27 protein-coding genes and 2 tRNA genes are annotated in these 26,879 nt (G+C 64.0%); 13 read left to right on the top strand and 16 right to left on the bottom strand.

Features of this window, described 5'->3' with window-relative positions; all coding sequences use genetic code 11:
* Positions 1-3: 3 nt before the first annotated feature.
* The 3 genes from FRF71_RS12625 to FRF71_RS12615 are packed head-to-tail and all read left to right on the top strand — an operon-like array spanning position 4 to position 1,750.
* Positions 4-267, top strand: a complete 264-nt coding sequence (locus tag FRF71_RS12625; RefSeq protein ID WP_147090982.1) for an acyl carrier protein — start codon at positions 4-6, stop codon at positions 265-267.
* Complete coding sequence (locus FRF71_RS12620; protein WP_147090981.1) at positions 264-938, top strand: hypothetical protein; 675 nt, start codon at positions 264-266, stop codon at positions 936-938. Before FRF71_RS12625 ends, FRF71_RS12620 begins: the two co-directional genes overlap by 4 nt.
* A complete protein-coding gene (locus tag FRF71_RS12615; RefSeq protein WP_147090980.1) occupies positions 935-1,750 on the top strand; it encodes a hydrolase 1, exosortase A system-associated in 816 nt (271 codons plus the stop codon). Before FRF71_RS12620 ends, FRF71_RS12615 begins: the two co-directional genes overlap by 4 nt.
* Here the strand turns inward: FRF71_RS12615 and trxB are convergent.
* Complete coding sequence (trxB, locus tag FRF71_RS12610; RefSeq protein ID WP_192900012.1) at positions 1,747-2,694, bottom strand: thioredoxin-disulfide reductase; 948 nt, start codon at positions 2,692-2,694, stop codon at positions 1,747-1,749. The genes FRF71_RS12615 and trxB overlap by 4 nt on opposite strands.
* A gap of 119 nt (positions 2,695-2,813) precedes the next feature.
* Between trxB and FRF71_RS12605 the strand changes: the two genes are divergently transcribed.
* Positions 2,814-3,686 (top strand): alpha/beta fold hydrolase, encoded by an 873-nt coding sequence (locus FRF71_RS12605; protein ID WP_147090978.1) that lies wholly within the window; start codon positions 2,814-2,816, stop codon positions 3,684-3,686.
* Here the strand turns inward: FRF71_RS12605 and FRF71_RS12600 are convergent.
* Positions 3,683-4,462, bottom strand: coding sequence for a tyrosine-protein phosphatase (locus tag FRF71_RS12600; RefSeq protein ID WP_147090977.1), 780 nt, complete (start codon positions 4,460-4,462; stop codon positions 3,683-3,685). The two genes, FRF71_RS12605 and FRF71_RS12600, sit on opposite strands and share 4 nt — an antisense overlap.
* A 97-nt stretch (positions 4,463-4,559) precedes the next feature.
* On the opposite strand from FRF71_RS12600, the gene FRF71_RS12595 reads away from it, so the two are divergent.
* Together FRF71_RS12595 and FRF71_RS12590 are read left to right on the top strand one after the other, a co-directional pair.
* Entirely contained in the window at positions 4,560-5,582 is a 1,023-nt protein-coding gene (locus FRF71_RS12595; RefSeq protein ID WP_238339229.1) for an NAD(P)H-dependent glycerol-3-phosphate dehydrogenase, read from the top strand.
* Between the two features lies 1 nt (position 5,583).
* Positions 5,584-7,887, top strand: coding sequence for a 1-acyl-sn-glycerol-3-phosphate acyltransferase (locus tag FRF71_RS12590; protein ID WP_147090976.1), 2,304 nt, complete (start codon positions 5,584-5,586; stop codon positions 7,885-7,887).
* On the opposite strand, the gene FRF71_RS12585 is transcribed toward FRF71_RS12590, so the two are convergent.
* From FRF71_RS12585 to tkt, 6 genes are all read right to left on the bottom strand, one after another.
* Positions 7,884-8,717: an alpha/beta hydrolase gene (locus FRF71_RS12585; RefSeq protein WP_147090975.1), complete on the bottom strand. Its 834-nt coding sequence runs from the start codon at positions 8,715-8,717 to the stop codon at positions 7,884-7,886. The genes FRF71_RS12590 and FRF71_RS12585 overlap by 4 nt on opposite strands.
* Positions 8,704-10,146 carry an HAD-IB family hydrolase gene (locus FRF71_RS12580; protein WP_161597965.1) on the bottom strand — a complete coding sequence of 481 codons (1,443 nt, stop codon included), beginning with the start codon at positions 10,144-10,146 and terminating at the stop codon, positions 8,704-8,706. The genes FRF71_RS12585 and FRF71_RS12580 overlap by 14 nt, the downstream gene beginning before the upstream one ends.
* Positions 10,147-10,277: 131 nt before the next feature.
* On the bottom strand, positions 10,278-11,165 hold the full coding sequence (locus tag FRF71_RS12575; RefSeq protein ID WP_147090973.1) for a fructose bisphosphate aldolase: 888 nt from the start codon (positions 11,163-11,165) through the stop codon (positions 10,278-10,280).
* Between the two features lie 89 nt (positions 11,166-11,254).
* A complete protein-coding gene (locus FRF71_RS12570; RefSeq protein ID WP_147090972.1) occupies positions 11,255-12,457 on the bottom strand; it encodes a phosphoglycerate kinase in 1,203 nt (400 codons plus the stop codon).
* A gap of 12 nt (positions 12,458-12,469) precedes the next feature.
* Positions 12,470-13,477 (bottom strand): type I glyceraldehyde-3-phosphate dehydrogenase, encoded by a 1,008-nt coding sequence (gap, locus tag FRF71_RS12565; protein ID WP_147090971.1) that lies wholly within the window; start codon positions 13,475-13,477, stop codon positions 12,470-12,472.
* Between the two features lie 14 nt (positions 13,478-13,491).
* Positions 13,492-15,465: a transketolase gene (gene tkt, locus FRF71_RS12560; protein WP_147090970.1), complete on the bottom strand. Its 1,974-nt coding sequence runs from the start codon at positions 15,463-15,465 to the stop codon at positions 13,492-13,494.
* A gap of 171 nt (positions 15,466-15,636) precedes the next feature.
* Between tkt and FRF71_RS12555 the strand changes: the two genes are divergently transcribed.
* From FRF71_RS12555 to FRF71_RS12540, 4 genes are all read left to right on the top strand, one after another.
* A complete protein-coding gene (locus tag FRF71_RS12555; RefSeq protein ID WP_147090969.1) occupies positions 15,637-15,840 on the top strand; it encodes a DUF2397 family protein in 204 nt (67 codons plus the stop codon).
* A complete protein-coding gene (zapA, locus tag FRF71_RS12550; RefSeq protein WP_147090968.1) occupies positions 15,837-16,142 on the top strand; it encodes a cell division protein ZapA in 306 nt (101 codons plus the stop codon). The genes FRF71_RS12555 and zapA overlap by 4 nt, the downstream gene beginning before the upstream one ends.
* Before the next feature lie 134 nt (positions 16,143-16,276).
* Positions 16,277-16,921: a 5-formyltetrahydrofolate cyclo-ligase gene (locus FRF71_RS12545; RefSeq protein ID WP_337678488.1), complete on the top strand. Its 645-nt coding sequence runs from the start codon at positions 16,277-16,279 to the stop codon at positions 16,919-16,921.
* Positions 16,921-17,136, top strand: a complete 216-nt coding sequence (locus tag FRF71_RS12540) for a DUF2842 domain-containing protein (protein WP_147090966.1) — start codon at positions 16,921-16,923, stop codon at positions 17,134-17,136. The genes FRF71_RS12545 and FRF71_RS12540 overlap by 1 nt, the downstream gene beginning before the upstream one ends.
* Here the strand turns inward: FRF71_RS12540 and FRF71_RS12535 are convergent.
* The gene (locus tag FRF71_RS12535) at positions 17,093-17,581 is read right to left on the bottom strand and encodes a nucleotidyltransferase domain-containing protein (protein ID WP_147090965.1); all 489 of its coding nucleotides are present in this window, start codon (positions 17,579-17,581) and stop codon (positions 17,093-17,095) included. The two genes, FRF71_RS12540 and FRF71_RS12535, sit on opposite strands and share 44 nt — an antisense overlap.
* 68 nt (positions 17,582-17,649) lie before the next feature.
* Here FRF71_RS12535 and FRF71_RS12530 point away from each other — a divergent pair, with 68 nt between their 5' ends.
* Complete coding sequence (locus FRF71_RS12530) at positions 17,650-18,732, top strand: MBL fold metallo-hydrolase (protein ID WP_202878084.1); 1,083 nt, start codon at positions 17,650-17,652, stop codon at positions 18,730-18,732.
* A gap of 14 nt (positions 18,733-18,746) precedes the next feature.
* On the opposite strand, the gene FRF71_RS12525 is transcribed toward FRF71_RS12530, so the two are convergent.
* Positions 18,747-18,823: transfer RNA gene (locus tag FRF71_RS12525), tRNA-Asp, on the bottom strand.
* A gap of 152 nt (positions 18,824-18,975) precedes the next feature.
* Between FRF71_RS12525 and FRF71_RS12520 the strand changes: the two genes are divergently transcribed.
* On the top strand, positions 18,976-19,422 hold the full coding sequence (locus FRF71_RS12520) for a hypothetical protein (protein WP_147090964.1): 447 nt from the start codon (positions 18,976-18,978) through the stop codon (positions 19,420-19,422).
* Between the two features lie 3 nt (positions 19,423-19,425).
* Here FRF71_RS12520 and FRF71_RS12515 read toward each other — a convergent pair whose 3' ends face one another.
* The 4 genes from FRF71_RS12515 to FRF71_RS12500 form a co-directional block, all read right to left on the bottom strand.
* Positions 19,426-20,697: a dihydrolipoamide acetyltransferase family protein gene (locus FRF71_RS12515; protein ID WP_147090963.1), complete on the bottom strand. Its 1,272-nt coding sequence runs from the start codon at positions 20,695-20,697 to the stop codon at positions 19,426-19,428.
* Between the two features lie 5 nt (positions 20,698-20,702).
* Positions 20,703-21,737, bottom strand: coding sequence for an alpha-ketoacid dehydrogenase subunit beta (locus FRF71_RS12510; RefSeq protein ID WP_272949943.1), 1,035 nt, complete (start codon positions 21,735-21,737; stop codon positions 20,703-20,705).
* Positions 21,734-23,035, bottom strand: coding sequence for a 3-methyl-2-oxobutanoate dehydrogenase (2-methylpropanoyl-transferring) subunit alpha (locus FRF71_RS12505; RefSeq protein ID WP_147090961.1), 1,302 nt, complete (start codon positions 23,033-23,035; stop codon positions 21,734-21,736). Before FRF71_RS12505 ends, FRF71_RS12510 begins: the two co-directional genes overlap by 4 nt.
* A 91-nt stretch (positions 23,036-23,126) precedes the next feature.
* Positions 23,127-24,083, bottom strand: coding sequence for a thymidylate synthase (locus FRF71_RS12500; protein WP_147090960.1), 957 nt, complete (start codon positions 24,081-24,083; stop codon positions 23,127-23,129).
* Positions 24,084-24,183: 100 nt separating this feature from the next.
* On the opposite strand from FRF71_RS12500, the gene FRF71_RS12495 reads away from it, so the two are divergent.
* Positions 24,184-24,260 (top strand) — tRNA-Pro (locus tag FRF71_RS12495).
* A gap of 2 nt (positions 24,261-24,262) precedes the next feature.
* Here the strand turns inward: FRF71_RS12495 and FRF71_RS12490 are convergent.
* Together FRF71_RS12490 and recG are read right to left on the bottom strand one after the other, a co-directional pair.
* Positions 24,263-24,706, bottom strand: a complete 444-nt coding sequence (locus FRF71_RS12490) for a DUF3429 domain-containing protein (RefSeq protein ID WP_147090959.1) — start codon at positions 24,704-24,706, stop codon at positions 24,263-24,265.
* A 78-nt stretch (positions 24,707-24,784) separates the two neighbouring features.
* Positions 24,785-26,842, bottom strand: a complete 2,058-nt coding sequence (gene recG, locus FRF71_RS12485; RefSeq protein ID WP_147090958.1) for an ATP-dependent DNA helicase RecG — start codon at positions 26,840-26,842, stop codon at positions 24,785-24,787.
* Positions 26,843-26,879: the final 37 nt, after the last annotated feature.

Genomic DNA, 26,879 nt, shown 5'->3' with positions numbered 1-26,879 from the left:
ACGATGCGCAGCAATACCGATCAGCTTCTGCGGCGTATCTTGACCGACGTGCTCGGGCTGAAGGCAGGTCAGGCCGACGCCTTCGATGCCGACACGGGACTGTTTGGCCATCTGCCCGAACTCGATTCTATGGCGGTTGCCGGACTGCTTACCGAAATGGAAGACCGTCTCGATATCGTCATCGAGGATGACGAGGTCGACGGCGAACTGCTCGAGACCTTTGGGAACCTGCTTGCCTTTGCCGAGGCCAAGCGCGAAGCGGCGTGAACCTCACCAGCTATCCCTGCCCCCTACCCGATGGATCGCGCGCCGCCGAGTATGCGCTAGCTTTTGATAGCGGCGCGGCGCAGCGGCTGCTCATCATCCCCGCTTTGTTCGATGAGGGCCATCGGCTGCGGCGACTGTGCGTTGATGTGATGCGGCGGCTTACCGGCACCGGAATCGATAGCGTTCTGCCGGACCTTCCTGGAACCAATGAGAGCCTGGTCGACCTGCAGACCTTGGCGCTGACCGACTGGACGGCCGCCATCAGAGCCGCCGCCAGCAACTTTGACGCAACCCATGTACTCGCCATCCGCGGCGGTGGACTGTTGGCGCCGCAAGCCCTGCCCGGTTGGTGCTATGCCCCGGTAAAGGGTGCCAGCCAGCTGCGCACCCTGATCCGCGCGCGGGTCCTGTCGAGCCGAGAGGCAGGCCGCGAAGAGAACGGCGAAGGTCTGCTGATCGAGGCGCAAGAGCATGGAATCGAACTGGCAGGCTATCGCCTGGCGGCCGCAATGGTCCAGCAATTGCAGGCAGCGCAGCCAAATCCGGACCTCGCCGAGATTGAGCAAGACCTGCTTGGCGGCAGCCCCCTGTGGCTGCGTGCCGAACCTGATGCCGATATGGGTCAGGCCGATGGCCTGGCGGCATACCTGACGATGGCGATGCGCGGATGACGCGGCGCCCCGTGGCATTTGCTTGCGATGGCAGCGAGATGGTCGGCACGCTAGACCTTGCTGCGGGCCGCACCGGCCTGCTGATTGTGACCGGCGGCAACGAGTTGCGCGCCGGTCCTTGGGGCAGCCAGGCCCAAATTGCCGAGAAGGTGGCCACCGCCGGATTCCCGACTTTCCGCTTTGATCGCCGCGGCGTCGGTGACAGTGCAGGCGACAATGCTGGATTTGCGCGCTCCGCTGCCGATATTGCGGCCGCAGTTGCAGCTTTCCGCGCCCAGGTGCCGACGCTTGAGCGGATCGTTGCTTTCGGAAATTGTGACGCTGCCAGCGCGCTAATGCTGGCGGGCGGTGCGGGGCTTGATGCCCTGGCTCTTGCCAATCCATGGACTTTCGAGCCGGAGCCGGGAGCCGCGCCGGAAGTCGCGAAAGCGCCTGCGCAGCAGACTATGCCGCCATCAGTTCTGCGCCGTCACTACCTCAGGCGACTAACCGATCCCCGCGCCATCTGGCGGCTGCTAACGGGCCAGGTTGAACTGAGCAAGATGGCGTCATCCCTAACCGAAGCGGCCAAAAGCGATGGCGCGCCCACCCCCTTGGCCAAGCAGTTGGCCGATGGTCTTGCCCGCTTCACTGGGCCGGTCACCATCCTGCTGGCTGAGAATGACCGCACCGCTCAGGCCTTCCTGGCGAACTGGGACAAGGCTGATCCGCACCTGCACATGTGTCCGGGCGCAAGCCACAGCTTCATTGAACCGCAGGCCCGGCTCTGGCTCCTTGGCCAGATCCTCGCCATGCTGCGCAGCTTCAATTAGCCGCGCGCGGCGAATTCCTTCGTCGCGAGGTACCGTTCGGCATCAAGCGCGGCCATGCAGCCCGTCCCAGCCGCAGTCACGGCTTGGCGATAGGTATGGTCCATCACATCGCCGCAGGCGAACACGCCGGGAATGGCGGTCTTGGGGGTTCCCGGTTCGACGATGATGTAGCCGCTGCTGTCGAGCTCCAACTTGCCCCTGAAGAGCTCAGTCGCCGGCGCATGGCCGATCGCGACGAAAGCACCGTCGGCCGGTTCGACCATGGTTTCGCCGGTTACGGTGTCCTTGAGCTCGACCCCGGTCAGACCGCCCTCACCCACGAAGCGCTCAACCGCCTTGTTCCACAGCACCTTGATGTTGGGATGGGCGAACAGCCGATCCTGCAGGATCTTTTCGGCTCGCAGCGAATCCCGGCGGTGGATCAGGGTTACGTCCTGCGAGTGGTTGGTGAGGTAGAGTGCTTCCTCGACAGCGGTGTTGCCGCCGCCGATCACCACGACCTTCTTGCCGCGATAGAAGAACCCGTCGCAGGTGGCGCAGGCCGAAACGCCCTTGCCCGAGAATTCCTGCTCGCCCGATGCGCCAAGCCACTTGGCCTGGGCCCCCGTCGCAATCACCAGCGTATCGCCTTCGTAGATGTCCCCGCCGTCGCCGATCGCCCGGAACGGCGAGCCCGACATGTCGACCGAAACGATTGTGTCCCACAGCATGCGCGTGCCGACGTGTTCGGCCTGGGCCTGCATTTCCTGCATCAGCCAAGGGCCCTGGATCACATCGCGGAATCCAGGGTAATTCTCGACGTCGGTGGTAATGGTCAGCTGGCCGCCCGGTTGCAGCCCCTGGACCACAATCGGCTGCATCCCGGCGCGCGCGCCATAGATCGCCGCCGAAAGCCCGGCGGGGCCGGAACCGATTATCAGCATCTTGGTGGTATGGGTGGCCATGACAGTTCCCTGTTGATCTTTGGCCCCATCTAGGGAGCGCATGCCCGCTGCGCAAACCCGCTGGCGGGGCTTTCCCCACAGATTGACGGCCCGCGATGAAGCGAGCAAAGGCTTGGTCCATGACGATCCACGGCCCCACTTCCAACAGCTTCATCTCGCAGCGCCTGCGGCTCCACTATGTCGATTGGGGCAATCCGGAGGCTCCGCCACTGATCCTGCAGCACGGCGGGCGCGACCACTGCCGTTCGTGGGACTGGGTGGCGGAGGAGCTGGCCAAAGACTGGCATGTGATTGCCCCGGACCTGCGCGGCCATGGCGACAGTGCCTGGGCGCCTGACGGCAATTACGAGATGAACGCCTTCGTCTATGACTTTGCCCAGCTGGTCCATACCCTGGGCCATGATGAAGTGACGATCGTGGCCCATTCGCTGGGCGGCAATATCGCCTCGCACTTCACCGGGCTTTATCCGGAGAAAGTCCGCCGCTTCGTCAATATCGAAGGGCTGGGCCTGTCCCCCAAGACCCGCGCCGAGCGCGAAGCGGCCGGTTACGCCAACCGCTTCCGGGAATGGATCGAGAAGCGCCGCGCCGCAGCTGGGCGGATTCCGCGCCGCTATCCCAGCATCGAAGCGGCCTATGCCCGCATGAAGGAGGAAAACTCCTTCCTGACCGACGAGCAGGCCCGCCACCTGACGATCCACGGCGCTAGTCGCAACGAGGACGGCACCTGGAGCTGGAAATTCGACCCCTATCTCAATGTCTGGCCGTTCGAGGATGTGCCGGAATTCCGTACCGAAGAGCTTTGGGGGGCGATCACCTGCCCGATGCTGCTGCTCTACGGCGCCAATTCATGGGCTTCGAACCCTGAGAAGGACGGGCGGCTAGAGGCGTTCAACAACGATCCCAAGGTGATCGAGTTCGAAAACGCCGGCCACTGGCTGCACCATGACCAGTTCGACCGGTTCATGGCTGAAGTCCGGGCTTTCCTTTAGCCTTCGAGGTAATGCGCCCGCAGCGCCTCGCGCTTGGCGGCATCTATGCCCAGGACCTGCTCGAGATAGGTGTCGAGATCGCCGTGGCGATGCTCGGTTACCTTGAGCGCAGTCGCGATATAGTCTTCCTCCACACCCCACAGCGCGCGGACCGTTTCGGCATCCATCGACGCGTAACGCGGTAGATCCTTGAACGCTTCAGCGGCAATCCGCTCTTCCAACCGGCTGGCGTCATTGGTCAGCATGTAATCGGCGATGATCGCCTCACGCGGAACGCCGAGCGCGTGCTGGGCCATCGCAACCGCCCAACCGGTGCGATCCTTGCCGGCGACGCAGTGGACCAGACTCGGCCCTTCGGCGCGCAGCAGCAGTTCGAAATAGAGCCGCAGCATCGGCGTCAGGTTTTCGCGAAAGGCGATCCCCTCATAGAGTCTGACCATGGCGGCGCGGGCTTCGGCGGCCGTCAGCACGCCATCGGCAGCTTCGGTGTGAAGCGCAAGGCCGGCCGTCTCCTCTGGATAGGTCCAGACCTGGCCGGCAAAGTCATCATGCCGACGGCATGGCTTCATCTCGCGCTCGCTTGGTCCGCGCAGGTCAATCACATGGGCGATCCCCAGACTACTGACAGCTGCCAGGTCGACATCGCTTGCATCGCCATGCTGGGCAGAACGCCATAGCAGCCCGGTGCGCACCTTGCGTCCGTCTAGGCCTTCATAACCTCCATAATCGCGAAAGTTGTTGATGCCTTCGAGCGGGAGGATGCGAGCCTGGGTCATGCTTCGCGCTTGGCAGCAAGCGTCAACCGAGGCAAGCCGCTTGCGCAAAGGCCAATCCTGCATCAAGCTGGCAAAAAAGAACGATGAGAGGGGCTAAGTGGCAAAAAGGGTCCTGGCGCGGGAACTTAAAGTCGGGCTGCTGGGGGGCGGCTCGTGGGGTACGACCGTTGCTTCGCTGGTCGCGCGCAATGCCCCAACCACGCTCTGGGCCCGGAGCGAGGATACGGTGGCGGAAATCAACTGCGATCACACCAACCGCCGCTACCTGCCCGATGCCCGGCTGACCGCAAGCCTGCGCGCCACGACCGAACTGGCCGAGGCGGTTGGCGGAGCGGACGTCATCGTGTTTGGCGTACCCTCGCAGGTTACCCGCGCCACGGCAGCGGCGATCCGCCCTTTCATCCGCCCCTGGGTGCCGATCATCAGCCTGGCTAAAGGCTTCGAGCTATCGACCGGCAAACGCATGACTGAAGTGATCGGTGAGGAACTGCCCGGCCACCCGCTTGGAGTGCTGACCGGTCCGAACCTGGCCAAGGAAATCATGTCAGGCCTGGCCGCCGCCGCCGTTCTGGCCATGGACGACGACGTGATCGTGCGCGAATTGCAGGACCTGTTCCGCACCGGCCTGTTCCGCGTTTACACCAACGACGACCCGGTCGGCGCTGAGCTGGGCGGCGCGCTCAAGAACATCTTCGCTATCGCGACAGGCATGGGCGACGCGCTGGGCGCAGGTGTAAATACCCGCTCTGCGCTGCTGACCCGTAGCCAGGCCGAGATGATGCGGCTCGGTGTCGCGCTAGGCGCACGGGCCGAGACACTGATGGGCCTCGCCGGTATGGGTGACCTCCTTGCCACCTGCACCAGCCCGCAGAGCCGCAATCGGACCGTGGGGCTTGAACTCGGCTCGGGCAAAACGATCGAGCAGGTTCTCGCCAGTATGAGCCAGGTGGCCGAGGGCGTGAAGAGCGTGGGTCCCGTCTGGGAAATGGCCTGTGCGCGCGGGATTGAGCTGCCGATCGTGCGCGAGGTCTATGCTGTGGTCCACGAAGGTGCCCCCGCCACCAGCGCTTTCCGCGGCCTGCTGAGCACGGCGGCCGGCTCCGAGGCGGAGCCGGGCTGACATGGCTACCGCCGTCTCCCCACCCGAAAGCGAACCGCAGATTGGACGGATCTTCCTGGCGCTCTATCGCGGCGCGACTGAGCGGGAATTGCTGGAACGACACACGGCGAGACTGACCGGACGGCTTGTCGTGATTGAACGCAGCGAAGCGCCTTTCTCCACTGAGGTAGCACGGCTGGTCGCTTCGCTGGATGACGATGCCGTCGAACTCGCCCCGCTCCGCGTGGCCTGGTTGCCGCGCAAGGGCGAAGGCAGCGGCTGGCGCGCCCTGCTGGGCCTTGGCGATCCGCGCGAACCATCCGAGAGCATCAAGCGCCGCGAGAAAGACGCCGCCGATCCGCGCTGGCGCATCGTCGTGGCTGAGCCGGCCGCACTGGGCTTGCTCCGCGCGCGCTGGAAGCAGCGGACCGGCGGGCGTGGCACCGACTTTGCCGATTTCGTCGCGCGGCAGGCTGAGTTATCGCTCGAGCGGGCGGAGTATCCGCTTTACGGCGCGCGCTACAAGATGCCCCGGGTCGAGCCGGCCGACCTGATCGCGGCGCCGGGGTTCACCGCTGGCCTTGCCCGCCTCGCCGAAGAAACCGGCCGCCGCGAGAGCGAGCTGCTGGCCGAAGCGCGCGGCTATCTGGAAGAGCTGCGCACCGGCCACAATCCCTTCGCGATCGAAGGCATGCTGCGCTTTTTCCGGGCGGCTTACGAGAAGGCTTATGGCACTGTCGACGTTGTGCCAAACGAGTTGGCCAAGCTCCACGATGTCTTTGCCCGCTACCCGGCGCTGATCCTTCCGGCGCACAAGGCCAATGTCGATGCCCCGGTGGTCAACACCGTGCTGGCCGATCATGGCCTGCCGCTGCCCAGCCTGTTTGCCGGAATCAACATGTCGTTCTGGCCGATGGGCCCGATCATGCGCCGCGCCGGCTATATCTTCCTGCGTAGGGATATCCGCGAAAATGCGACCTATCGCTTCGTCCTGCGCGAATACCTCGCTTACTTGATCGAACGGCGGTTCAATCTTTCGTGGTTCCCGGAAGGCACCCGTTCCCGCACCGGCAAGCTGCTGCCGCCCAAGCTGGGCCTCCTAACCTATGTGGTCGATGCCTATCGCCAGGGCAGGATCGAGGACATCATGCTGGTTCCGGTCGCCCTGGCCTATGACCAGGTCTACGAGACCAAGGACTTTGCCAACGAGGCCAAGGGCGGCAAGAAGAAGCCGGAAAACCTGGGCTGGATGCTGCGTTACCTGCGCAGCCTGCGCACGTCTTATGGCAAGGCCTATCTCCGGGTGGCCGAACCGCTCTCCATGCGCGAGGCGCTGGGTCCGCCCGATCCGGATGGTAACTACAAGACGCCTGAAGCCCAACTAGCCCTGCAGAAGCTGTCGCTGGCGGTATCCTGGCGGATCAACCAGGCGACGCCGATTACCGGGATCGCCCTGGTAACATTCGCTCTGCTGGCCACCGGCGGCCGTTCGATCCCGCGCGAGCGGCTGGCCAAGTTTGTCGCCATGCTGGTCGAACATGCCCGCAAACGCGCTCAGCCCCTGGCCGACAGTGCGGTGCTGCACGATTCCGAGCGGCTTGGCGCTGTGCTCGATACGCTGATGGCATCCGGCGTCGTCACCCGCTTCGAAGGGGGTCCGACCCCGGTCTACGGCATCGCAGAGGGGCAACACATCGGTGCCGCCTTCTATCGGAATTCGATGCTCCACTTCGTCCTTGAGCGGGCAATCTGTGAAGTCGCTGCGCTGGGCGCGATGGCCTCCAGCCCGGCCAAACGGGAGGACAAGTTCTTCGAGACCGCCGTGGCCCTGCGCGAATCGCTGAAGTTCGAGTTCTTCTTCCGCGAGCGTCCGGCTTTCGAAGAGGGCCTGGCAGCCGAAATGGACCTGATCGACCGCGACTGGCGCCACAAGCTGGCCGAGGCCAATTCCGGCCGCGAAGTGCTGGATACGATCTTCGGCGTCGGCCTCGCCCATGCCGCGCTGCGGCCGTTCCTGGAGGCCTATCGCATCGTCCTTGACGTGCTGCTTACCCTGCCGGTCGATGTTGCGGCGCAGGAGAAGGATGTGCTTACCGCTGCGGACGGCCTTGGCCGGCAATACCTGCTGGAAAAAACCATCCGCAATCCAGAAGCGGTCTCCCGACAGCTCTTCGCCACGGCCTGGCAAGTGGCGAGCAATGTCCGGCTGGTCGAACCGGGGCCGGACCTTGCCGCGCGGCGCGAAGGCCGCTCCCGGGTGCTGCGCGCCACGCTGGCCGCGCTCGATGCGATCGAAGTGCAGTGCCGCGAGGCGCTGGGCGGTTAAACCGGCGCCCGCGCGCCAAGCCAATCCTTCACAATCCCCAGCACTTCAAGCCGCTCCGGCTCGTTGAATATCTCGTGATAGAGGCCATCGAAGATCCGCACGGTCTTGTCCGGGCTGGCAATCGCATCGAAAACCGGCTGGGCATCTTCGGCGCGCACCAGCGTATCCGCGCTGCCGTGCATCAGCAGGCAAGGGAGCTGCATCACCCCCACGCGCGGCGGATAGGTAGTGACGGCATGCATCATCTCCCGCGCGGTCCGGGCCGGGACCTTGCCGTGGAAGACCAGCGGATCGGCCTTGTAAGCAGCGACCACCTGCGGATCGCGGCTGACGGCATCGGCATCAAGCTGGATCATCCCCAATGCGGGCGCGATGCGCGAAATCAGCGCCAGCAGCAGGTTCTGGATCTTTGGCAGGCCGCCGCCAATCGCCGGGCCGCTCAAGACCAGGCCCGAAAGCTTTTCGGGATGGTTCAGCGCATAGTTGAGCGCCAGCGATCCGCCCATCGAATGACCCACCAGCTTGATCCGCTGGAGGCCGCTATCGGCACGAACTTTGTCCACCAGCTGGTCGATATCGGCATCGGCATTGGCGAAACTGTCGATCACCGCCCGCGTCCCGCCCGACTTGCCGTGGCCGCGGTGGTCGAGCGCGTGGACCGCATAGCCCGCTGCGGTGAAGAATTCGGCCACGGCGCGGTAGCGGCCAAGGTGTTCGGCATAGCCGTGGGCCAGCACCAGTTGGTCACGCGGGGCGCCGCCTGGGAGCCATGACGTGGCGAAGATCTGCACGCCGCCGGCGCCAACGAAGGTGAACTCAGTCGTCTGCATCGGGCCAGTTCTCCAGCGTATCGATAAACATCTGCCGCACTTCCTCGGCCTTCTGCCCGGTGTTCTTCTCGGTCCAGCCCTTGGTCTCAACCGGCGGCAGGACTGCAATGTCGACCGTGCCCGAGCGTAGCATCACCGCGTCGCGCCCAGCGACATCCAGCGCGTTGCGGATCACGATCGGGATCACGGGAATCCCCAGCGTTCTTGCCATATGGAACGCACCCTTCTTGAAGGACCCGATATCCACCGTCATGTCGCGCACCCGCGTCCCTTCCGGCGCGATCATGATCGAGCAGCCTTCGCGCACCATCTTGGCGACCGGCTCCAGCGCCTTGGCCGCTTCCTCCGGAGAACCCCCGCTGCGCTCGACAAAGGCCACCGGCACCAGCCGGCTGAGCATCGCGCTGATCGGGTTCTTCTTGAGCTCCGCCTTGCCGACCCAGGCAAGATCGGTCCGCACCAGCGCGCCGACAAAGAAGGCGTCGAAATTGTTGCGGTGGTTGAACAAGAACACCGCTGGCCGGTGCGAGGTCAGGTGCTCGCGCCCTGTCACCCGCAGTTTGACGCCGGATGCCAGCATCACGCTGTCTGCCCACAGCGGCAGGGTCAGGTTGGCGGCATTGCGCTTGTTGCGGGTCAGCAGGCCCACACCGATTCCGGTGTAGAGCAGCGGGAACAGGCTCATCAGTCCCGTCGCGGTCCGGGTCAGCAGTTCGGGCGTGGTCGAACCGCGGCTCGAATGACGAAGAATGTCCCAGCCTTCCGCGCGGGCCGTCGCTTGCAGTTCCTTGCCTGGGTTGGTCGGCACGGGATGGCCGACGGCTTTCATCAGCCCGATTTCTTCGTCGCCATCGGCATAGAACCACGTGTCCGCCAGCTTGGCCTTGTGCGCCTTGACGAAGGCCTTGACCGCGTCGGCCTTGCCCTTGCCCCACATCTGCGGCTCCAGCATCTTGCCGGTCAGCACCCCGCGCTTGACCTCAACTGTCGAGGTCATGACATGCTCGATCCCCAGGAACCGCGCCGTCGGCTCAACCTGAAAACGTGTGGCGGAGCTGGCGATGGCGATGGTGTGGCCGGCGCGGCGGTGGGCCAGAAGCAGCGTGACCATTTCCGGGTAGACCTTGTCCGACAGGGTCTTGTCGAAGATCTTCTCACCCAGCGCGACCAGTTCGGCTTCCTTCTTGCCCTTCCACTTGGCGATCGCCTTGTTGAGCAGGTCCTGCATCTCGATCGCCTTGGCGACCGACTGCCAGATCGCTACCCCGGCCTCGGCCAGGTCAAAGGCGTTGTAATCACCTTTGCGCAGGTGGGCCTGGAAGAAGGCACTGGCGGAGTAGCCCGCGATCAGCGTGCCGTCGAAATCGAAGATGACAATGTTCTTGGGCCCCTGCGGCCCGGCCTCGATCCGCTTGACCAAATCGGCCACCGATACCGGACCATGTCTGCTTCCCGAACGCGCTGTGCCGGCCATGGGCCCTCCCCTGACCGGTACGTCACAGCGCGCCGGCTCACCGCAGAGGGTAAGCCGAGCGGCGCCGACAATTCAAGCGGGTAGCGTCAGATCTTCTGCGTAGAGCCGCGATGGATCGCGTCGATCGCCTCGCCCAGCGCCGCATCGAACTCGGCCTGGCTCATCTGGTGGCGCAGGTCTTCCAGCAGCGCACGGCTGAAGCTGGCGATGATCCCGCGGTTCTTTGAAAGCTCGACGCAGGCTTCCGGACGCTTGTAGCCGCCTGAAAGCGCGACGACGCGCAGCACCTTGGGATGATCGACTAGCGCATCAAACTTGCCCGGATGAACCGGCAGCGAGAGCTTGAGCATGACCTGCTGGTCCATGCCTTCCAGGTTCTTGAGCATTTCCTCAAGCAGGATGGCATCGCACTCGGCACGGGTTTCGCTCTTGATGTTCACCTCGGGCTCGAGGATCGGCATCATGCCGTGCGCCAGGACCTGGCGGCCCACTTCGAACTGCTGCGCCACGGCGGCAGCGATCCCGGCGGCATTGGCCGAGTTGATCACCGAGCGCTCCTTGGTGCCATAAACGCCAAGTGCTTTCGAACGGGCCAGCAGCGCATCCAGCTCGGGCATCGGCTTCATCAGCTGGACGCCGTTTTCCTCAGCCTCCAGCCCCTTGTCGATCTTGATGAAGGGTACCACGCCCTTTTCGATCAGCGCGGCGGGAACCGGCTTGCCTCCAGCTGTGCCGTCCATGGTCCGCTCGAACAGGATCGCACCGATCACCTTGTCACCAGTGAAGACCGGCGAGGTGATGATCCGCTCGCGCATCGAGTGGATCAGGTCGAACATCTCGGCTTCGGACGACCAGGCATCTTCGCCCACGCCATAACCGGCCAGCGCCTTCGGCGTAGAACCGCCCGACTGGTCGAGAGCGGCGATGAAGCCGTCACCGGCGGCCATCTTGGCGGTCATTTCAGCGAAGTTCATGCGTGCGGTTCCTGTGCTGTGCATACGTATGCTGCGGCGGCCCATAGCGAGCCTGCGGCGGACCCGCAAGCACGCTAACTCCCTTGTTGTCAGGCTATTTCGAGCGCTTTAACGCCGGGCAGTTCCTTGCCTTCCATCCATTCCAGGAAGGCACCGCCGGCAGTCGAAATGTACGTGAAATCATTAGCCACGCCGGCGTGATTGAGCGCGGCGACGGTATCCCCACCGCCCGCGACCGACGTGAGCACACCTTCCTTGCTCAACGCAGCAGCGCTGCGGGCCAGGGCCACGGTAGCGGCATCGAACGGCTCGATCTCAAAGGCACCAAGCGGCCCGTTCCAGACCAAGGTGCGGCAGGTCTTGAGCACGTCGGCCAAGGCTTCGACCGCCTGCGGTCCGACATCGAGGATCATCTCGTCGGCCGCAACCTCGTGGACGTTGCAGGTGCGCAGGGATGCCGGGTTAGCGGCAAACTCCTTGGCCACGACCACATCGTAGGGCAGGTGAACCGTGCAGCCGGACTTGTCGGCCGCATCTAGGATTTGCTCGCAGGTTGCGGCCAGCTCATGCTCGCACAGCGACTTGCCGACATTGACTCCGCGCGCCGCGAGGAAGGTGTTGGCCATGCCGCCGCCGATGATCAGGTGATCGACCTGGGTCACCAGGTGAGTCAGCACATCCAGCTTCGAAGATACCTTAGCCCCGCCGACCACAGCCGCGACAGGACGCTCTGGCGTACCGAGCGCCGCGTCCAGCGCCTTGAGTTCGGCTTCCATCGACCGGCCGGCATAGGCTGGCAGCAAGTGCGCCAGGCCTTCGGTGCTGGCATGGGCGCGGTGCGAGGCCGAAAACGCATCGTTGACATAGATATCGCCATTGGCGGCCATCGCCTTGGCGAGTTCGGGATCGTTCTTTTCCTCACCCTTCCAGAACCGGGTGTTTTCCAGCAGGGCAATATCGCCCGGACGTAGGATGCCGACTGACTGCGCGACCACCGGCCCGGCAATCTCGGGCACGAACATCACTTCCTTGCCCAGCACGGCCTGGACCGCATCAAGCGTCATCGAGACCGACATGGTCGAAACCCGCTCACCCTTGGGGCGGCCAAAGTGCGCCAGGAGCAGGACCTTGGCGCCCTTGGCCGCCAGCTCCAGGATCGTTGGGGCCGCGGCCCGCACGCGCGTATCGTCGGTGACCGAGCCGTCCTGCATTGGCAGGTTGAGGTCGACGCGCACCAGCGCGACCTTGCCGGTCAAGTCTCCCAGATCGTCGAGCGTGCGGAACCTGGCCATTTTCATCAACCCTTAGAGCAGCTTGCCCATCGCACCGGCCGTATCGACCATGCGGTTGGAGAAGCCCCATTCGTTGTCGTACCAGCTCAGCACGCGGACCAGCTTGCCATCGATCACGGCCGTTTCCAGGCTGTCGATGGTGCTGCTGTTCGGGCAATGGTTGTAATCGATCGAGACCAGCGGCTCGTCCGAATAGCCCAGCACGCCCTTCAGCGGACCTTCCGCCGCAGCCTTGAGCAGGGCGTTGACTTCATCCTTGGTGGTGTCGCGCTTGGGCTGGAAGGTTAGGTCGACGACCGAGACGTTCGGGGTCGGCACGCGGATCGCCGAACCATCAAGCTTGCCCTTCAGTTCGGGCAGCACTTCACCCACGGCGCGGGCGGCACCGGTGGTGGTCGGGATCATCGACATGGCGGCAGCGCGGGCGCGGCGCGGGTCTTCGTGGATCTGATCGAGGATCTTCTGGTCGTTGGTATAGGCGTGAACCGTGGTCATCAGGCCGCGCTCGATCCCGATCGCATCGTTCAGCACCTTGGCGAACGGCGCCAGGCAGTTGGTGGTGCACGAAGCGTTGGAAACGATGGTGTGGGCGGCTTCCAACTTGTCATGGTTGACGCCGAAGACGACGGTCAGGTCGACATTCTTGCCGGGCGCCGAGATCAGGACCTTCTTGGCGCCAGCAGCCAGGTGCTTTTCGCACGAGGCGCGGTCGGTGAAGAAGCCGGTGCACTCCAGCACGATATCAATCCCCTGCGCGCCGTGCGGCAAGTTGGCCGGATCGCGCTCGGCGGTCACGTGGATGCGCTTGCCATTGATCACCAGATCATTGCCATCGACCTCGACCGTGCCCGGGAAGGCACCGTGCACCGAGTCACGCTGGAACAGCATGGCATTGGCCTTTGGCGAGGCGAGATCGTTGATCGAGACCAGCTCGAGATCGTGATCGGCCCGCTCGATGATTGCGCGGGCCACATTGCGCCCGATGCGCCCGAAACCGTTGATCGCAACCTTGATCGCCATGTGAAGAACTCCTTCTAAGCAGCCAGTCTGGCTTCAATTTTCGGAACAATGGCTTCCACTGAGAAGCCAAAATGCTTGAACAGTTGATCGGCCGGCCCGGAGGCGCCGAAGGTGTCAATGCCAATGGTCAGGCCATCGCCGACATACTTCTGCCAGCCGAGCGTTACCCCGGCCTCGATCGAGACTTTGAGCGTGCCCGCAGGCAGGAGGTCAGCGCGATAGGCGGTGTCCTGCTCGTCAAACAGCTCCGCACAGGGCATCGAGACGACATCGGCCCCGATCCCCTTGCCTTCGAGCGCTGCGGCAACATCCATCGCCAACGAAACTTCAGACCCGGTCGCCACCAGCACAACCTTGCGCGCGGCGTCCGCCGGCTTGAGCCGGTATGCTCCCCGCGCCGACTTCATTTCGGCATCCGCGCGCAGCGGTGGCAGATTCTGGCGAGTCAGCGCCAGAACCGAGGGGCGCGCACTTTCCTTAAGCGCCAGCGCCCAAGCCTCGGCAGTTTCGATCGCATCGGCCGGGCGGAAGACCAGCAGATTTGGAATCGCGCGCAGGCTCATCACATGCTCGATCGGCTGGTGAGTCGGCCCATCCTCACCCACCCCGAGACTGTCATGCGTCATGACATAGACGACGCGAGCATGCTGGATTGCCGAGAGACGGATCGCATTGCGGCAATAGTCGGAGAAGACCAGGAAAGTGCCGCCATAAGGGATGACGCCGCCATGCAGCGCCATCCCGTTCATTGCAGCCGCCATGCCGAATTCACGGATGCCAAAATAGACATAGCGTCCGCCGTAATTGGCCGGAGTGAGTGGATCGGTCGACTTGGTCTTGGTCAGGTTCGAGCCGGTCAGGTCAGCTGAACCGCCCACCAATTCGGGGATCGCCGCAGTCAAGGCCTCAAGCGCCATTTCGCTGGACTTGCGCGTCGCAACCTTGGGCGGCTCGGCGACCAGCGAGGCCATATAATCACGCGCCGCGCCCTTGTCCGCCGGCAGTTCACCCGCCATCCGGCGCATGAACTCGGCACCCTGGGCATCGGCGACCAGCCGCGCTTCCCATGCCGCCCGGGTCGCAGCGCCCTTGGCGCCAAGCGAGCGCCAATCGGCCAGGATTTCCGCCGGAACTTCGAATGGCGCAGCGGTCCAGCCAAGGTATTCCCGAGCAGCCGCGATTTCATCCGCGCCAAGCGGCGCGCCGTGGACATTGTGGCCGCCCTGCTTGTTGGGCGCGCCCTTCCCAATCACGGTCCGGCAGGCAACCAGCGACGGCTTGTCGGCAGCTTCGGCCTCAGCCAGGGCGCGCGCAATGTCGGCAAAGTCATGGCCATCGCACGAAGTGACGTGCCAACCTGCTGACTTGAACCGCGCGGCGATATCCTCGCTGGTCGAAAGGTCGGTATCGCCATCAATTGTGATCCGGTTATCGTCCCACAGCACCTTGAGCCGATCGAGCTTGAGATGGCCGGCAAGACCAATCGCCTCGTGATTGATCCCTTCCATCAGGCAGCCATCGCCAGCGACGACCCAGGTCTTGTGATCGACCAGGCTATCACCGAACTGGGCGTTGAGGTGACGCTCGGCCAGCGCCATCCCAACGGCCATGGCGAGACCCTGACCCAACGGCCCAGTAGTGCACTCCACCCCCGGCAACTCGAAGTTCTCAGGATGCCCGGCGCAGGGGCTGCCCAGCTGCCGGAAATTGCGGATGTCATCCATCGTCGGCGCGGCATAACCGGTCAGGTGCAGCAGCGAATAGATCAGCATCGAACCATGCCCGGCCGAGAGCACAAAGCGGTCGCGGTCCGGCCATTTCGGCGCGGCGGGGTCGAACTTCAGGAACTGCGAAAAGAGCACTGTCGCGACATCGGCCATGCCCATCGGCATACCAGGGTGGCCGGAGTTGGCCGCCTGGACCGCGTCCATCGAAAGCGCACGGATGGCATTTGCCATGGGTGCGAGGCGGGACGGGTCGAGTGTCATGCTAGGGCTCTCCCGGAAAAGGGCAGGATTGGGCCACCGATTCGATGTCCGGCTTCCTTTGCGGAGGCACCCCGCCCCGTCAAGCGCGGGCCACCCCTTGCCCATTGCAAATCGTGGGAAAGCCAGCCCTGTGCCCTTTGCGATGTCCAGCAATTGCGCTAGCCCTTAACCATGAGCGGGGAACGCAGCAGCCGCGCGCTGGCGCGGATCGAAGCGGCGCTTGAGCGGATTGAGGCCGCCACGCGCCGGGGGGCACAGGCGGGGGCAAGTTCAGAAGAACTGGCCGACCTGCGGACACGCCATGAAAAGTTGCGCGCCGCAGTGACGGATTCCCTGGCCGAGCTCGACCAGTTGATCGAGGGGGCCCAAGGATGAGCAACATCACGCTCTCGATCGGTGGCCGCAACTATACTGTAGCCTGCGCTGCGGGTGAGGAAGGCCATGTCATGGGATTGGGCCAGGCGATCGACGCCAAGATTCAATCGATGGGCGCGGCGGGTACCAACGAAACCCGGCAATTGCTGTTCGCCGCCCTGTTGCTGGCGGATGAGGTGCACGAGTCAAAATCAGCGAAACGTTCGTCTGCCCCGGCTCCGGCGCTTGATGACAGTCAGGCCGAACGTCTTGAGGCCATTGCTGCAAAGCTCGAAGCCTGCGCGCTAGCCCTTGAGGGTTGACCCCACATTCCCTATCTAGGGCAGCGACGGGTACTGCCCGGTGCGAGCCTTCGAAAATCCCTGAGGCTATAAGCAAATCCATGGGGGCTGTCCCTGGTCGGACCCTGGTCTGGCACATATGGTCCCCACCTGACGTGAACGCGTCAGAGGATTTCCCGGCAACGGCCCATGGTGGTCCCGTCACCCACCCCTTCGCGGAGCCACGCGTGATCGACAAGCAGGTGCTGCGCACCGAACTGAAGAGGCGCCGCCGCGAACATGTCGCCGCCATTCCGCAAATGCAACTGGGCCTGCTGTTCCGCCGCCCGCCCGAGGCGGTCGTCCGCCTGATCCCGGAAGGCGCAGTAATCGGACTCTATCACGAGATGCCGGCCGAAGCCCCGGCCAGCCATTACGCCCGCTGGTTTTTCGAACGCGGCCACCGCATCGCCCTGCCCTGGTTCGCGGACCGGAACGCCCCGATGGAATTTCGCGAGTGGACCAACCCGTTCGTGGATGACCTGCTGGAACCTGATCCCTTCAAGTCGCACCAGCCAGCGGGCGATCGCCCTGCCCTGATTCCCGACATTCTGTTCTGCCCGCTCGTCGGTTTTTCAGACCGTGGCGGCCGGCTCGGGCTGGGTGCCGGGCATTATGATCGCTGGCTGGCTCAGCATCCTCCGCAGCTGGCGATTGGTCTGGCCTGGGACTGCCAGCTGGTTGATGAACTACCGACCGAACCGCACGACCGTCAGCTCGATGCGATCATCACCCCGACCCGCCTTTACGGACCCTTCTGATGCGCACTGAACCGACCTGGCGAATTCCCGTAGGCGTACTTGGCTTGCTGACTGTGCTGATCGTCTATGGCCTGCTGATCGCGCGCTATATCGCCCCGCTGATAACCGAATGGCATGCGCTGCTGCAGACGCCGATCTACATCCTGCTCGGCGTTGTCTGGCTGTTGCCGCTCAGGCGCTTCCTGGTCTGGATGGAAACTGGCCGCTGGGGCTGAGTGCCGCAATCCTCAGCAAATCCTTTGGCCGCCCAAAGCGCTGCAGCATGGCAATCAATTCATCGCGCTCCGGAATGTAAACGGTAACCGCGCCGGCCTGCACGGGCATGCGGCTCTGCGGCAGCAGTTCGTGCCACACCCCTTGCTCGCACAGCTTGAAGCCTGCAAACATCTCGACCGGCAGGCTGGCCTGATCCCAACGCTGGAAGACCTCTGAGCGGAACTGGCCATCGCCCTGTCCGGACTGGACCGCAATGCCCAGGCGCGCAAACACCGCCGGGCAATCGTGCGGATCGAGCAAGACATCAACATCCCTGATCTCGTGCAACTCGGCACCGTGCAGCGCCACTGCCACGCTGCCCAGGATCCACCAGCGCTGCTGTGCAGCGGCCAGGGCCGGCTGGATCGCCGCCAGTGTCGCTTCCAGGGCAAGCCGGGTGGTCACAATTGCCACTTGCCGTAACCCAACCCTTTCGGCAACCTTTGCCGTGGTCGTAGCGGGGAGAGAACAGGGTGAGCACCAAGCGCAAGATCGGCCTCGGCATTGCCGGGCTGTTGGTGATTGTTGGGCTGATCCTGCTGGCATTGCGCGATCGCCTGGCGCAGCGGGCCTTCGATACAGCGATTGAACAGAATGTCGGCGTTGATCGCTCGGCCGCTCTCCCCGATGGAATACATGTCTATGTCTGCGGCTCAGGCTCTCCCATGCCCGATGCGGATCGCGCCGGGCCGTGCCTGGCCGTGCTGGCTGGCCGCCAGGGCTTCATCTTTGATGCCGGCGCGGGATCGATCCGCAAGCTCGGCCGGATGGGCTTCCCGATGGACCGCCTCCGGGGCGCCTACCTGACGCACCTTCATTCCGATCACATCGATGGCCTGGGTGAGCTCCTGCTCCAGGCCTGGATCGCCGGATCGCGCGGCACACCGCTGCCGGTCAGCGGGCCGGCCGGCACCGATCAGGTGATTGGCGGCCTGATCCAGGCCTACAAGCTCGACAGTGGCTACCGCATTGCTCACCACGGCCCCGCCGTCGCGCGGCCGGGCGGCTTTGGCGGCACGGCGCAGATCATTGACCTGCCGGAGGGTCAACCAAGCAAGGTGGTCTACGACCAGAACGGCGTGAAGATTACCGTGATCCGGGTGATCCACGATCCGGTGAAGCCCGCCTTCGGTTACCGGCTGGACTACAAGGGCCGCTCGGTGGCGATCAGCGGCGATACGATCTACGCGCCGGACTTCGTGAACGCGGCGAGGGGCGCGGATGTGATGTTCCATGAAGCCCTCAACCCCAAAATGATCGGCGCAATGCAAGCCCAGCTCGCCAAGCGCGGCCGGGCTGATTCAGCCAAGATAATGGGCGACATTCCGGGCTATCATGCCAGCCCGGAAGACGCGGCGCGTGCGGCCATGGAGGCCGGCGCAAAGGCGCTGGTGTTGTACCATATGGTCCCGGCCCCGCCGGCCAAGCTGATCGAACGGCTGTTTGTGGGCGATGCGCCAAAGATCTATTCGGGCGACCTGCGCCTGGCTCACGATGGCATGATCGTCAGCCTGCCAGCGGGCAGCCAGTCCGTGGACTATTCCGAAGCTTTCTAGAAAAACGTCCCAAGTGGCGCGAGTGACGGGGCTCGAACCCGCGACCTCCGGCGTGACAGGCCGGCACTCTAACCAACTGAGCTACACCCGCGCAGCCACTTGGGAGCCGCGCCACTACGGTCTGATGCCGGGGCTGTCAACAGCCTTCGCGACAGGACCACGCACGAGTTATGGCTAAGGCCGCGTTAACCATTCCTTTGCCCCTTGCTGCGACAAACCTGGTCACGAACCAGGGGGCTTTTTGTGACCAATCGGACCGTTCTTGCCGGGCTTGCCGGCCTTGTGCTGACCACTCTTTCGAGCGCGGCATTCGCCAGTCCCGCCGTAACCTTGGACAGTGCCGTCTTCGTTGAGCGCATCACGCCGCAGTCCGGCCGGATGCTTGAACCAGCGAACGATCTCAGCCGCGGCGACCGCGTGGTCTATGTAGTCCGCTGGTACAAGCTGGGCGGCGACGGCGGATTTGTCGTAACCAACCCCCTGCCCCGTTCGGTCTATTACCAGGGCAGCGCCAACGGCGACGAGGAAGTCTCGATCGACGGTGGCCGCACCTGGGGCAAGCTTGGCCTGATTCGGATCGGCGACCGGGTTGCAACGCCCGAGGACGTCACCCACGTTCGCTGGCGAGTCGATCCCCGCACAGCGTCGCGTGGCCAAGGCCGGATCGCCTATAGCGCAATCGTGCGCTGATCCTCAGTCCGCCAGCAACAGTACCGGGCTTTCGATCAGGCGCTTGATCGCCTGGACAAAGCTGGCCGCATCCCAGCCATCGACCACGCGGTGATCGCAGCTGATCGACAGGTTCATCAGCTTGCGCTTTTCGATGCGTTCCCCGCCCATGCCGTCGGGTACGAACATCGGCCGCTCGATGATCCGGTTCGGGCCGATGATCGCCACTTCGGGACGATTGATCACCGGCGTATGCGCGACACCGCCGAGTGGGCCAAGCGAAGTGAGCGTGATGGTCGAACCGGACAGTTCCTCGCTCTTGGCCGTACCATTGCGTGCGGCTTCGGCCAGGCGCGCAATCTCGGCTGCAAGCTGCCACAGGTTCATGTCCTGCGCATCGCGGATCACCGGGACCATCAGCCCGCCATCGGTCTGGGTCGCCATCCCAAGATGCACCGAACCGAAGCGGGTGACGACACCAGCCTCATCATCGAAGCGGGCATTGAGCATCGGGAAATCAGGCAGCGCGCGGCAGAGCGCAGTGATCAGCAGCGGCAGCAGGGTTAGCTTGGGCCGGTTGCCACGTGCCAAGTTCAGCTGGGCGCGCATTTCTTCCAGTGCGGTCGCATCGCATTCCTCAACATAGGAGAAGTGCGGAATGTTGCGCTTTGACGCTGCCATGTTCTCGGAAATGCGGCGGCGCAGGCCGATCACCTTGACCTGCTGGTCGGCGCGCTTGGCACCGGCCGCACGAAAACCGCCGGCCGCATTGTAGGCCAGGAATGCGTCGAGATCGGAGTGGCGAATGCGGCCGTCCTCAGCTGGCTTCACCTGGGCCAAATCGATCCCCAGATTGGCGGCACGGGCGCGGACGGCCGGGCTGGCGAGGACCTTTGCGGCATGCGCCGCAGGCTGCTCCACAACAGGCGCTGGTGCTGGCGCTGGTGGCGGCGGCGGAACCAGCGAGGCTTCGACAACTGGCGCTTGAACGGCAGCTGCAACGGGCGCGGCCTCTGCCTTGGCCGCAGGAGCAGGCTCATCGGCCTCCCCTTCACCATCGGTTTCGATCACCACCAGCGGCGAGCCGATCGCGATCATGTCACCCTCGGCCCCGGCCACTTCCAGAACCACGCCTGAGACCGGGCTTTCCATCTCGACCGTGGCCTTGTCGGTCATGACGTCAGCGATCTTGCCGTCTTCCTCGATCCGGTCACCCACCTTGACGTGCCAGGTGACGATCTCGGCCTCGGCTATGCCTTCGCCAATGTCGGGGAGGCGGAACGTGAACTTGCCCATGGTCGTTACGCTTTCATCAGCCGGTCAACCGCCTCGCCGATGCGGACGGGACCGGGGAAATAGGCCCACTCGAGGCTGTGCGGATAGGGAGTGTCGAAGCCGGTCACGCGTTCGATCGGAGCTTCGAGGTGGTAGAAGCAGCGTTCCTGGACCAGCGCCGAAAGCTCACCGCCGAAGCCGCCGGTGCGGGTCGCTTCGTGAATGATGAGGCATTTGCCGGTTTTCTTCACAGACTTTTCCACAGTCTCGATATCAAGCGGGACCAGGGTGCGCAGATCGATGATCTCGGCGTCGATCCCCTTCTCGCGGCAGACGGCCTGGGCCACGTGGATCATGGTGCCATAGGCGATCACGCTCATCGCCTCGCCTTCCTGCACGATCCGCGCCTTGCCGAGCGGGACGGTGTAGTAGCCCTCGGGAACCTCGCTACCTTCATGCTTGGCCCAGGGCTCGACCGGCTTGTCGTAGTAGCCGGAGAACGGGCCGTTGTAGATCCGCTTGGGCTCGAAGAAGATGACCGGATCGTCATCCTCGATCGCGCTGATGAGCAGACCCTTGGCGTCGTATGGTGTGCAGGGGATGACCGTCTTGAGACCCGCCACATGGGTAAACAGCGCCTCGGGCGACTGACTGTGGGTCTGCCCACCGAAAATGCCCCCGCCAAAGGGCGAGCGGACGGTCAGCGGCGCAATGAATTCACCCGCCGAGCGATAGCGCAGCCGCGCTGCTTCGGAGATCAGCTGATCAAGGCCCGGGTAGATGTAGTCCGCGAACTGGATTTCCGGAACGGGCCGCAGGCCATAGGCCCCCATCCCCACCGCAGCGCCGATGATCCCGCATTCGTTGATCGGGGTATCGAACACCCGGTGCTTGCCGAACGCCTTCTGCAAGCCGGCGGTCGCGCGGAACACACCGCCGAAATATCCGACATCCTCGCCAAACACGACGACATTGCAGTCGCGCTCCATCATGACGTGGAGCGCTTCGTTGATCGCCTCGATCATGTTGAGGCGGCGCACGGTTGTGACGGCCTCGGTCATTCCGGCTTCCATTCGGGCCACTTGGTCTGGCGTTCGCGGATTGCCTGCTCGGCCTGTTCCTCAAGGTGCCAGGGCAGCTCCTTGTAGACGTCCTCGAACATGGTGTGGAACGGGTGGTGCAGGCCGTGGCCCAGGATGCCGTTCTTCTCGGCCTCCTTGGTCGCGGCCTTGACCAGATCGACCAGCTCGGCGTCCATCGCTTCCTGCTGTTCCAGCGACCATTCACCCAGTTCGATCAAGTGGCGCTTCAGCCGCATGATCGGATCGCCAAGCGGCCATTCCTCGCGCTCGTGGGCCGAGCGGTAGGCGCTGGGATCGTCCGAGGTCGAGTGACCTTCGGCGCGGTAAGTGAAGTGCTCGATCAGCGTTGGCCCGCCATTGGCACGAGCGCGGTTGGCGGCCCAGCGCGTTGCGGCATAGACGGCCAGGGCATCGTTGCCATCGACCCGGATGCCGGCGATGCCATAGCCGACTGCGCGGTTGGCAAAGGTGCTGCGCTCCGCCCCGGCAAAGCCCGAAAAGCTGGAAATCGCCCACTGGTTGTTGACCACGTTGAGCACGACCGGGGCGTTGTAGACAGCGGCAAAGGTCATCGCGGCGTGGAAATCACCCTCGGCACTGGAACCCTCGCCGACCCAGGCAGTCGCAATCCGGCTGTCACCCTTGATCGCAGAGGCCATGGCCCAGCCCACCGCCTGCGGATACTGCGTCGCCAGGTTGCCGCTGATCGTGAAGAAGTTGTGCTCGCGGCATGAGTACATGATTGGCAGCTGCCGGCCCTTCAGCTTGTCCGCCTTGTTCGAGTAGATCTGGTTGATCATCTCGGTCAGCGGATAGCCGCGCGCAATCAGGATGCCCTGCTGGCGATAGGACGGAAACACCATGTCATCCGCCGCGAGGGCAAAGGTTGAGGCGACCGAAGTGGCCTCTTCCCCGGTGCACTTCATGTAGAAGCTGGTCTTGCCCTGCCGCTGGCCGCGATACATCCGGTCATCGAAGGCGCGGGTCAGCGCCATCGCGCGCAACATCCGCCGCAACGTTTCGGGATCGAGCTTGGGATCCCACGGGCCCACAGCCCGGTGATCGTTACCCAGCACGCGAACCATGCCGGAGCAGAGCGGCGTCGTTTCCGTTGCCGGGCAAGTCTCATCCGGGCGCGGCAGCAGGCCGGGAGGCGGGATGTCGAGGAACGAATAGTCGACCGGGTCTCCGGGCCGGAAATTCGGCTCAGGCACGTGCAGCGACAACGGCGGCAGATTGCCGCGCGCGGTCTTTGCAGGATCAGGTCCGGTGGCCATCCTTCGCGCTCTCCCGCTTCCAGAAGGGTGGAAGCAATATTCTACGTGAGCGTTATTTTATTTCAAAGTGGTTACAGCGTCAACTATCTGCCTAGACCGCCACGGGCGCGGAAATGTGCGCCTGCGGTGCGTAGTCGAGGACCGCGAAATCATCGATGGTATAGCCAAAGATCGAATCAGGTCGGCGCGCAATCGACATGACCGGCTGGCCTGCCGGAACCCGCGCCAACTGCGCCTCCACCAGCTCGGCATGGTTCAGGTAAAGGTGCGTATCGCCGCCCATCCACACCAGCTCGCCCGGCTCAAGATCACACTGCTGTGCCAGCATCCGCGTGAATAGAGCGGCGCCAAACAGGTTGAACGGCAGCCCCAGCGCAACATCGCAGCTGCGCTGGTAGAGCGCGCAATTCAGCCGGCCGTTCCCGACATGGAACTGGTACGTCTTGTGGCATGGCGGCAACGACATCTGGTCAAGCTCGGCCACGTTCCAGCCTTCGACGATGTGGCGGCGGCTGCCCGGATTGTGGCGCAGGCTATCCACCACCCGAGCCACCTGGTTGATACCCGTGTCGCGTTTGTACAAGCCCCCGCCGACTGGAACATAGACCGGCCAGTCGACCCACTGCTTGCCATAGACCGGCCCCAGATCGCCCCATTGCGCTGCAAAGTCGGTATCTTCAGCGATCCGTTCGGCAAAAACCTCAACCGAAATCGCATCGCCAGTGGCCTTCACGTAATTGGCGTGTGGCCACTCATTCCAGATCTTCACACCCTGAAGCACCAGTGGGCGAATGTTGGTTTCACCGGTCAGGAACCACAGAAACTCACGCGCGGCAGTCTTCCAGTAGATCCGCTTGGTCGTGACCAGCGGCATTGCGCCGCCCGCCAGGTCAAAGCGTATCTGCGTTCCGAAGACTGAGCGCGTGCCAACGCCCGTCCGGTCGACCCGCTCGTCCCCATGCTCCCAGATCTGGCGCATCAGATCGAGATATTGCCATTCCCAGTGCGGCTGGCGGGAGGCGGCGGAGAGATTCGGGGCTGTGGCCATGGCCTGACGATAAACATGCGATTGCCCGCTTGCCACCCCGCACTTGCCTGACTATAGGCCCGCTCCTGCCTTGCCCCTGCATGCAGGGGCGATGATCGGTCGGGGAATAGCTCAGCCTGGTAGAGCACTGTCTTCGGGAGGCAGGGGCCGGAGGTTCGAATCCTCTTTCCCCGACCAAATCATCCTAATAACGCGAATATCCCGATAAGGGTGGTAAGGCCGCCAAGCCCAATTGACAGCTGCAGGCGCAATGACAGCCAATTCCACGGCATACCGCCAATCAGCCCGTCAACCAGCGGCGACAGGGTCAGCAACACTCCGACCGCGATCAGCGAGGGGCCTGGCCATTCCCAGCCGATGATCCACGGTGCATAAGCGGCCAAGGCAAGCAGGCTGGGCATGACCGCACATCCGAATATCCAGCGCGGTGCATCCTCACGGATCAGGCCGATGCCCCACCAGACCCCGCCCAGGAAACTGAAAATCAGCGCAGCATAGCCAAAGGCGATCGCCTGGGCCGTCCACTGCCATTTGCCGCCATCGATCACATAAACAGCGCAGAGAGCCTGGGGCAATAAGCCGGCATAGCCCAGCTGACGGGCGGCGCGGGGCAAGGTAGTCATCAGCAAATTCCGTTGTGGGGCGACTTGAGGCCATCCTCACCTCCCGAACCAGGATCGGGAAGATGGACCTAGGACCGCCTAGCCCCCACGAAGCAGCTGGACGCCCCAATCGCGCTCGAACAGATAAAGCAGCAGCCGTGCGGCCTCGCCCCGCTCGCCCGTCAGGCCGCCATCGCGCTCCATCAGCAGGCGGGCATCGTCGTGGGCCAGCGGCAGAAGTTTCTGGATTTGCTCAAGACTGGCAACACGGAACGGCGTATCGCCGGATTGACGCGTGCCAAGCAGTTCCCCGCCCCCACGCAGTTGCAGATCTTCCTCTGCGAGTCGGAAACCATCCTGCGTCTCGCGCATCAAGGCCAGCCGCTGCCGGGCAGTCTCCGACAAGCTCGCCCCCCGAAGCAACAGACAGGTGCTCTTGCCGCTCCCACGCCCGACCCGGCCGCGCAGCTGGTGGAGTTGAGCCAGGCCAAATCGCTCCGCCTGCTCGATTACCATCAGCGTGGCGTTGGGCACGTCAACGCCGACCTCGATCACGGTCGTGGCCACCAGGAGCTTCGCTTCGCCGCGGGCAAAGCGCTCCATCGCCGCGTCCTTGATCTCTGGCCGAAGCTGGCCGTGGACCAGCACGACGGCATCGCCGAAGCGCATCTGCAATTCCGCATGGCGCGCCTCGGCTGCGGCAAGGTCTTCGTTCTCCTGCTCGCGCACCATCGGGCAGACCCAATAGGCCTGCTGCCCGCTTTCCAGATGGCGGCCAATCGCTGCAATCACGTCCTCCTGCCGCTCGACCGCGACGACGCGCGTATCGATCGGCTGGCGGCCGGGCGGCATCTCATCCAGCTTGCTGACGTCCATCTCGCCATATTGCGCCAGAGTCAGCGTGCGCGGGATCGGCGTGGCGGTCATGGCCAGGCAATGCGGCGTGCGGCGCCCCTTCTGCGCCAGCATAAGCCGCTGGCCCACGCCAAAGCGGTGCTGCTCGTCGATCACCACCAGGGCCAGGTTCTTGTAAGTCACGGCATCCTGAAAGATCGCATGGGTGCCAACGACCATGTCGATCGAGCCGTCGAGCAGCCCCATCAGAATCGCTTCGCGCGCCCGGCCCTTGTCACGCCCCGTCAGCAGGGCGATTTCCACGCCAGTGCCTGCGGCCAACCGCTTGAGCGTTTCGTGGTGCTGGCGGGCAAGAATCTCAGTCGGAGCCAGCAGGGCTGCCTGGGCCCCGCCCTCGACCGCAATCAGCATGGCCGACAATGCCACCACCGTCTTGCCCGAGCCGACATCGCCCTGAAGCAGGCGCAGCATCGGCGCAGACTGCGCCATGTCGCCCTCAATCTCGGCAATCGCGCGCTTCTGAGCGCCAGTAAGCGGGAACGGCAGATTGAGGCGGGCGCGCCGCGAGCCATCGCCGTTCAGCGGGGTTCCGCTCTGCTTGCGGTTGGACTGACGCACCAGCATCAGCGCCAGGCTGTTGGCGAGCAGTTCGTCATAAGCGAGGCGGTCCCGTGCGGCGGCGTGCAGGCCGCGGTGGCCCAGCGCCAGCGCGTCCCGCCAGGTCGGCCATTGCATCTTGGCAAGCAGACCGGGCTCGATCCATTCCGGCAATTCTGGCATCGCCGCCAGCGCCTGCTCGATCAGCGTGCCAAGGCGACCTTGGGTCAGTCCTTCGGAGAGTGGATAGACCGGCTCGACGAGCTGCCCAAGCAGTCCGGCGCTGTCGGCCTCGACGTGATCGGGGTGTACCATCTGGAGCATCTGGCCGTACTGCTCTAGCCGTCCTGCCACCCAGCGCGGCTCACCCACCGGCAGCAATTTCTTGGCGGAATAGGACGCCCGCCCAAAATAGCTGATCGCACACACATTGCCGATCGCATCCTGGGCCAGCACTCGAAACGGCCCCCGTCCACTTGAGCTGCGATGTTCGATCGGTGTCAGCGCAATGACGATGTTCTCGCCAACCGATGCCTCATCCAGATTGGCCACCGCCCGGCGTTCCACAAAGCGATCCGGGAGGTGATAGGCAAAGTCCTTGACCCGGGTCAGCCCCAGCTTCTCAAGCGGGCGCGCCAGCCCCGGGCCGACGCCTTTCAGGCTGTCAGCTGCCACAAACAGGGGGTTGAGCCGTTCGGGTCGCATGCTTCCTGATAGCCGCACGAGCAGCATTGTCGCCACC

The sequence above is a fragment of the Novosphingobium ginsenosidimutans genome (assembly GCF_007954425.1).
Taxonomy (GTDB): domain Bacteria; phylum Pseudomonadota; class Alphaproteobacteria; order Sphingomonadales; family Sphingomonadaceae; genus Novosphingobium; species Novosphingobium ginsenosidimutans.
The sequence above is the reverse complement of the archived record's forward strand: the minus strand, read 5'-3'. Positions and strand labels throughout refer to the sequence as shown.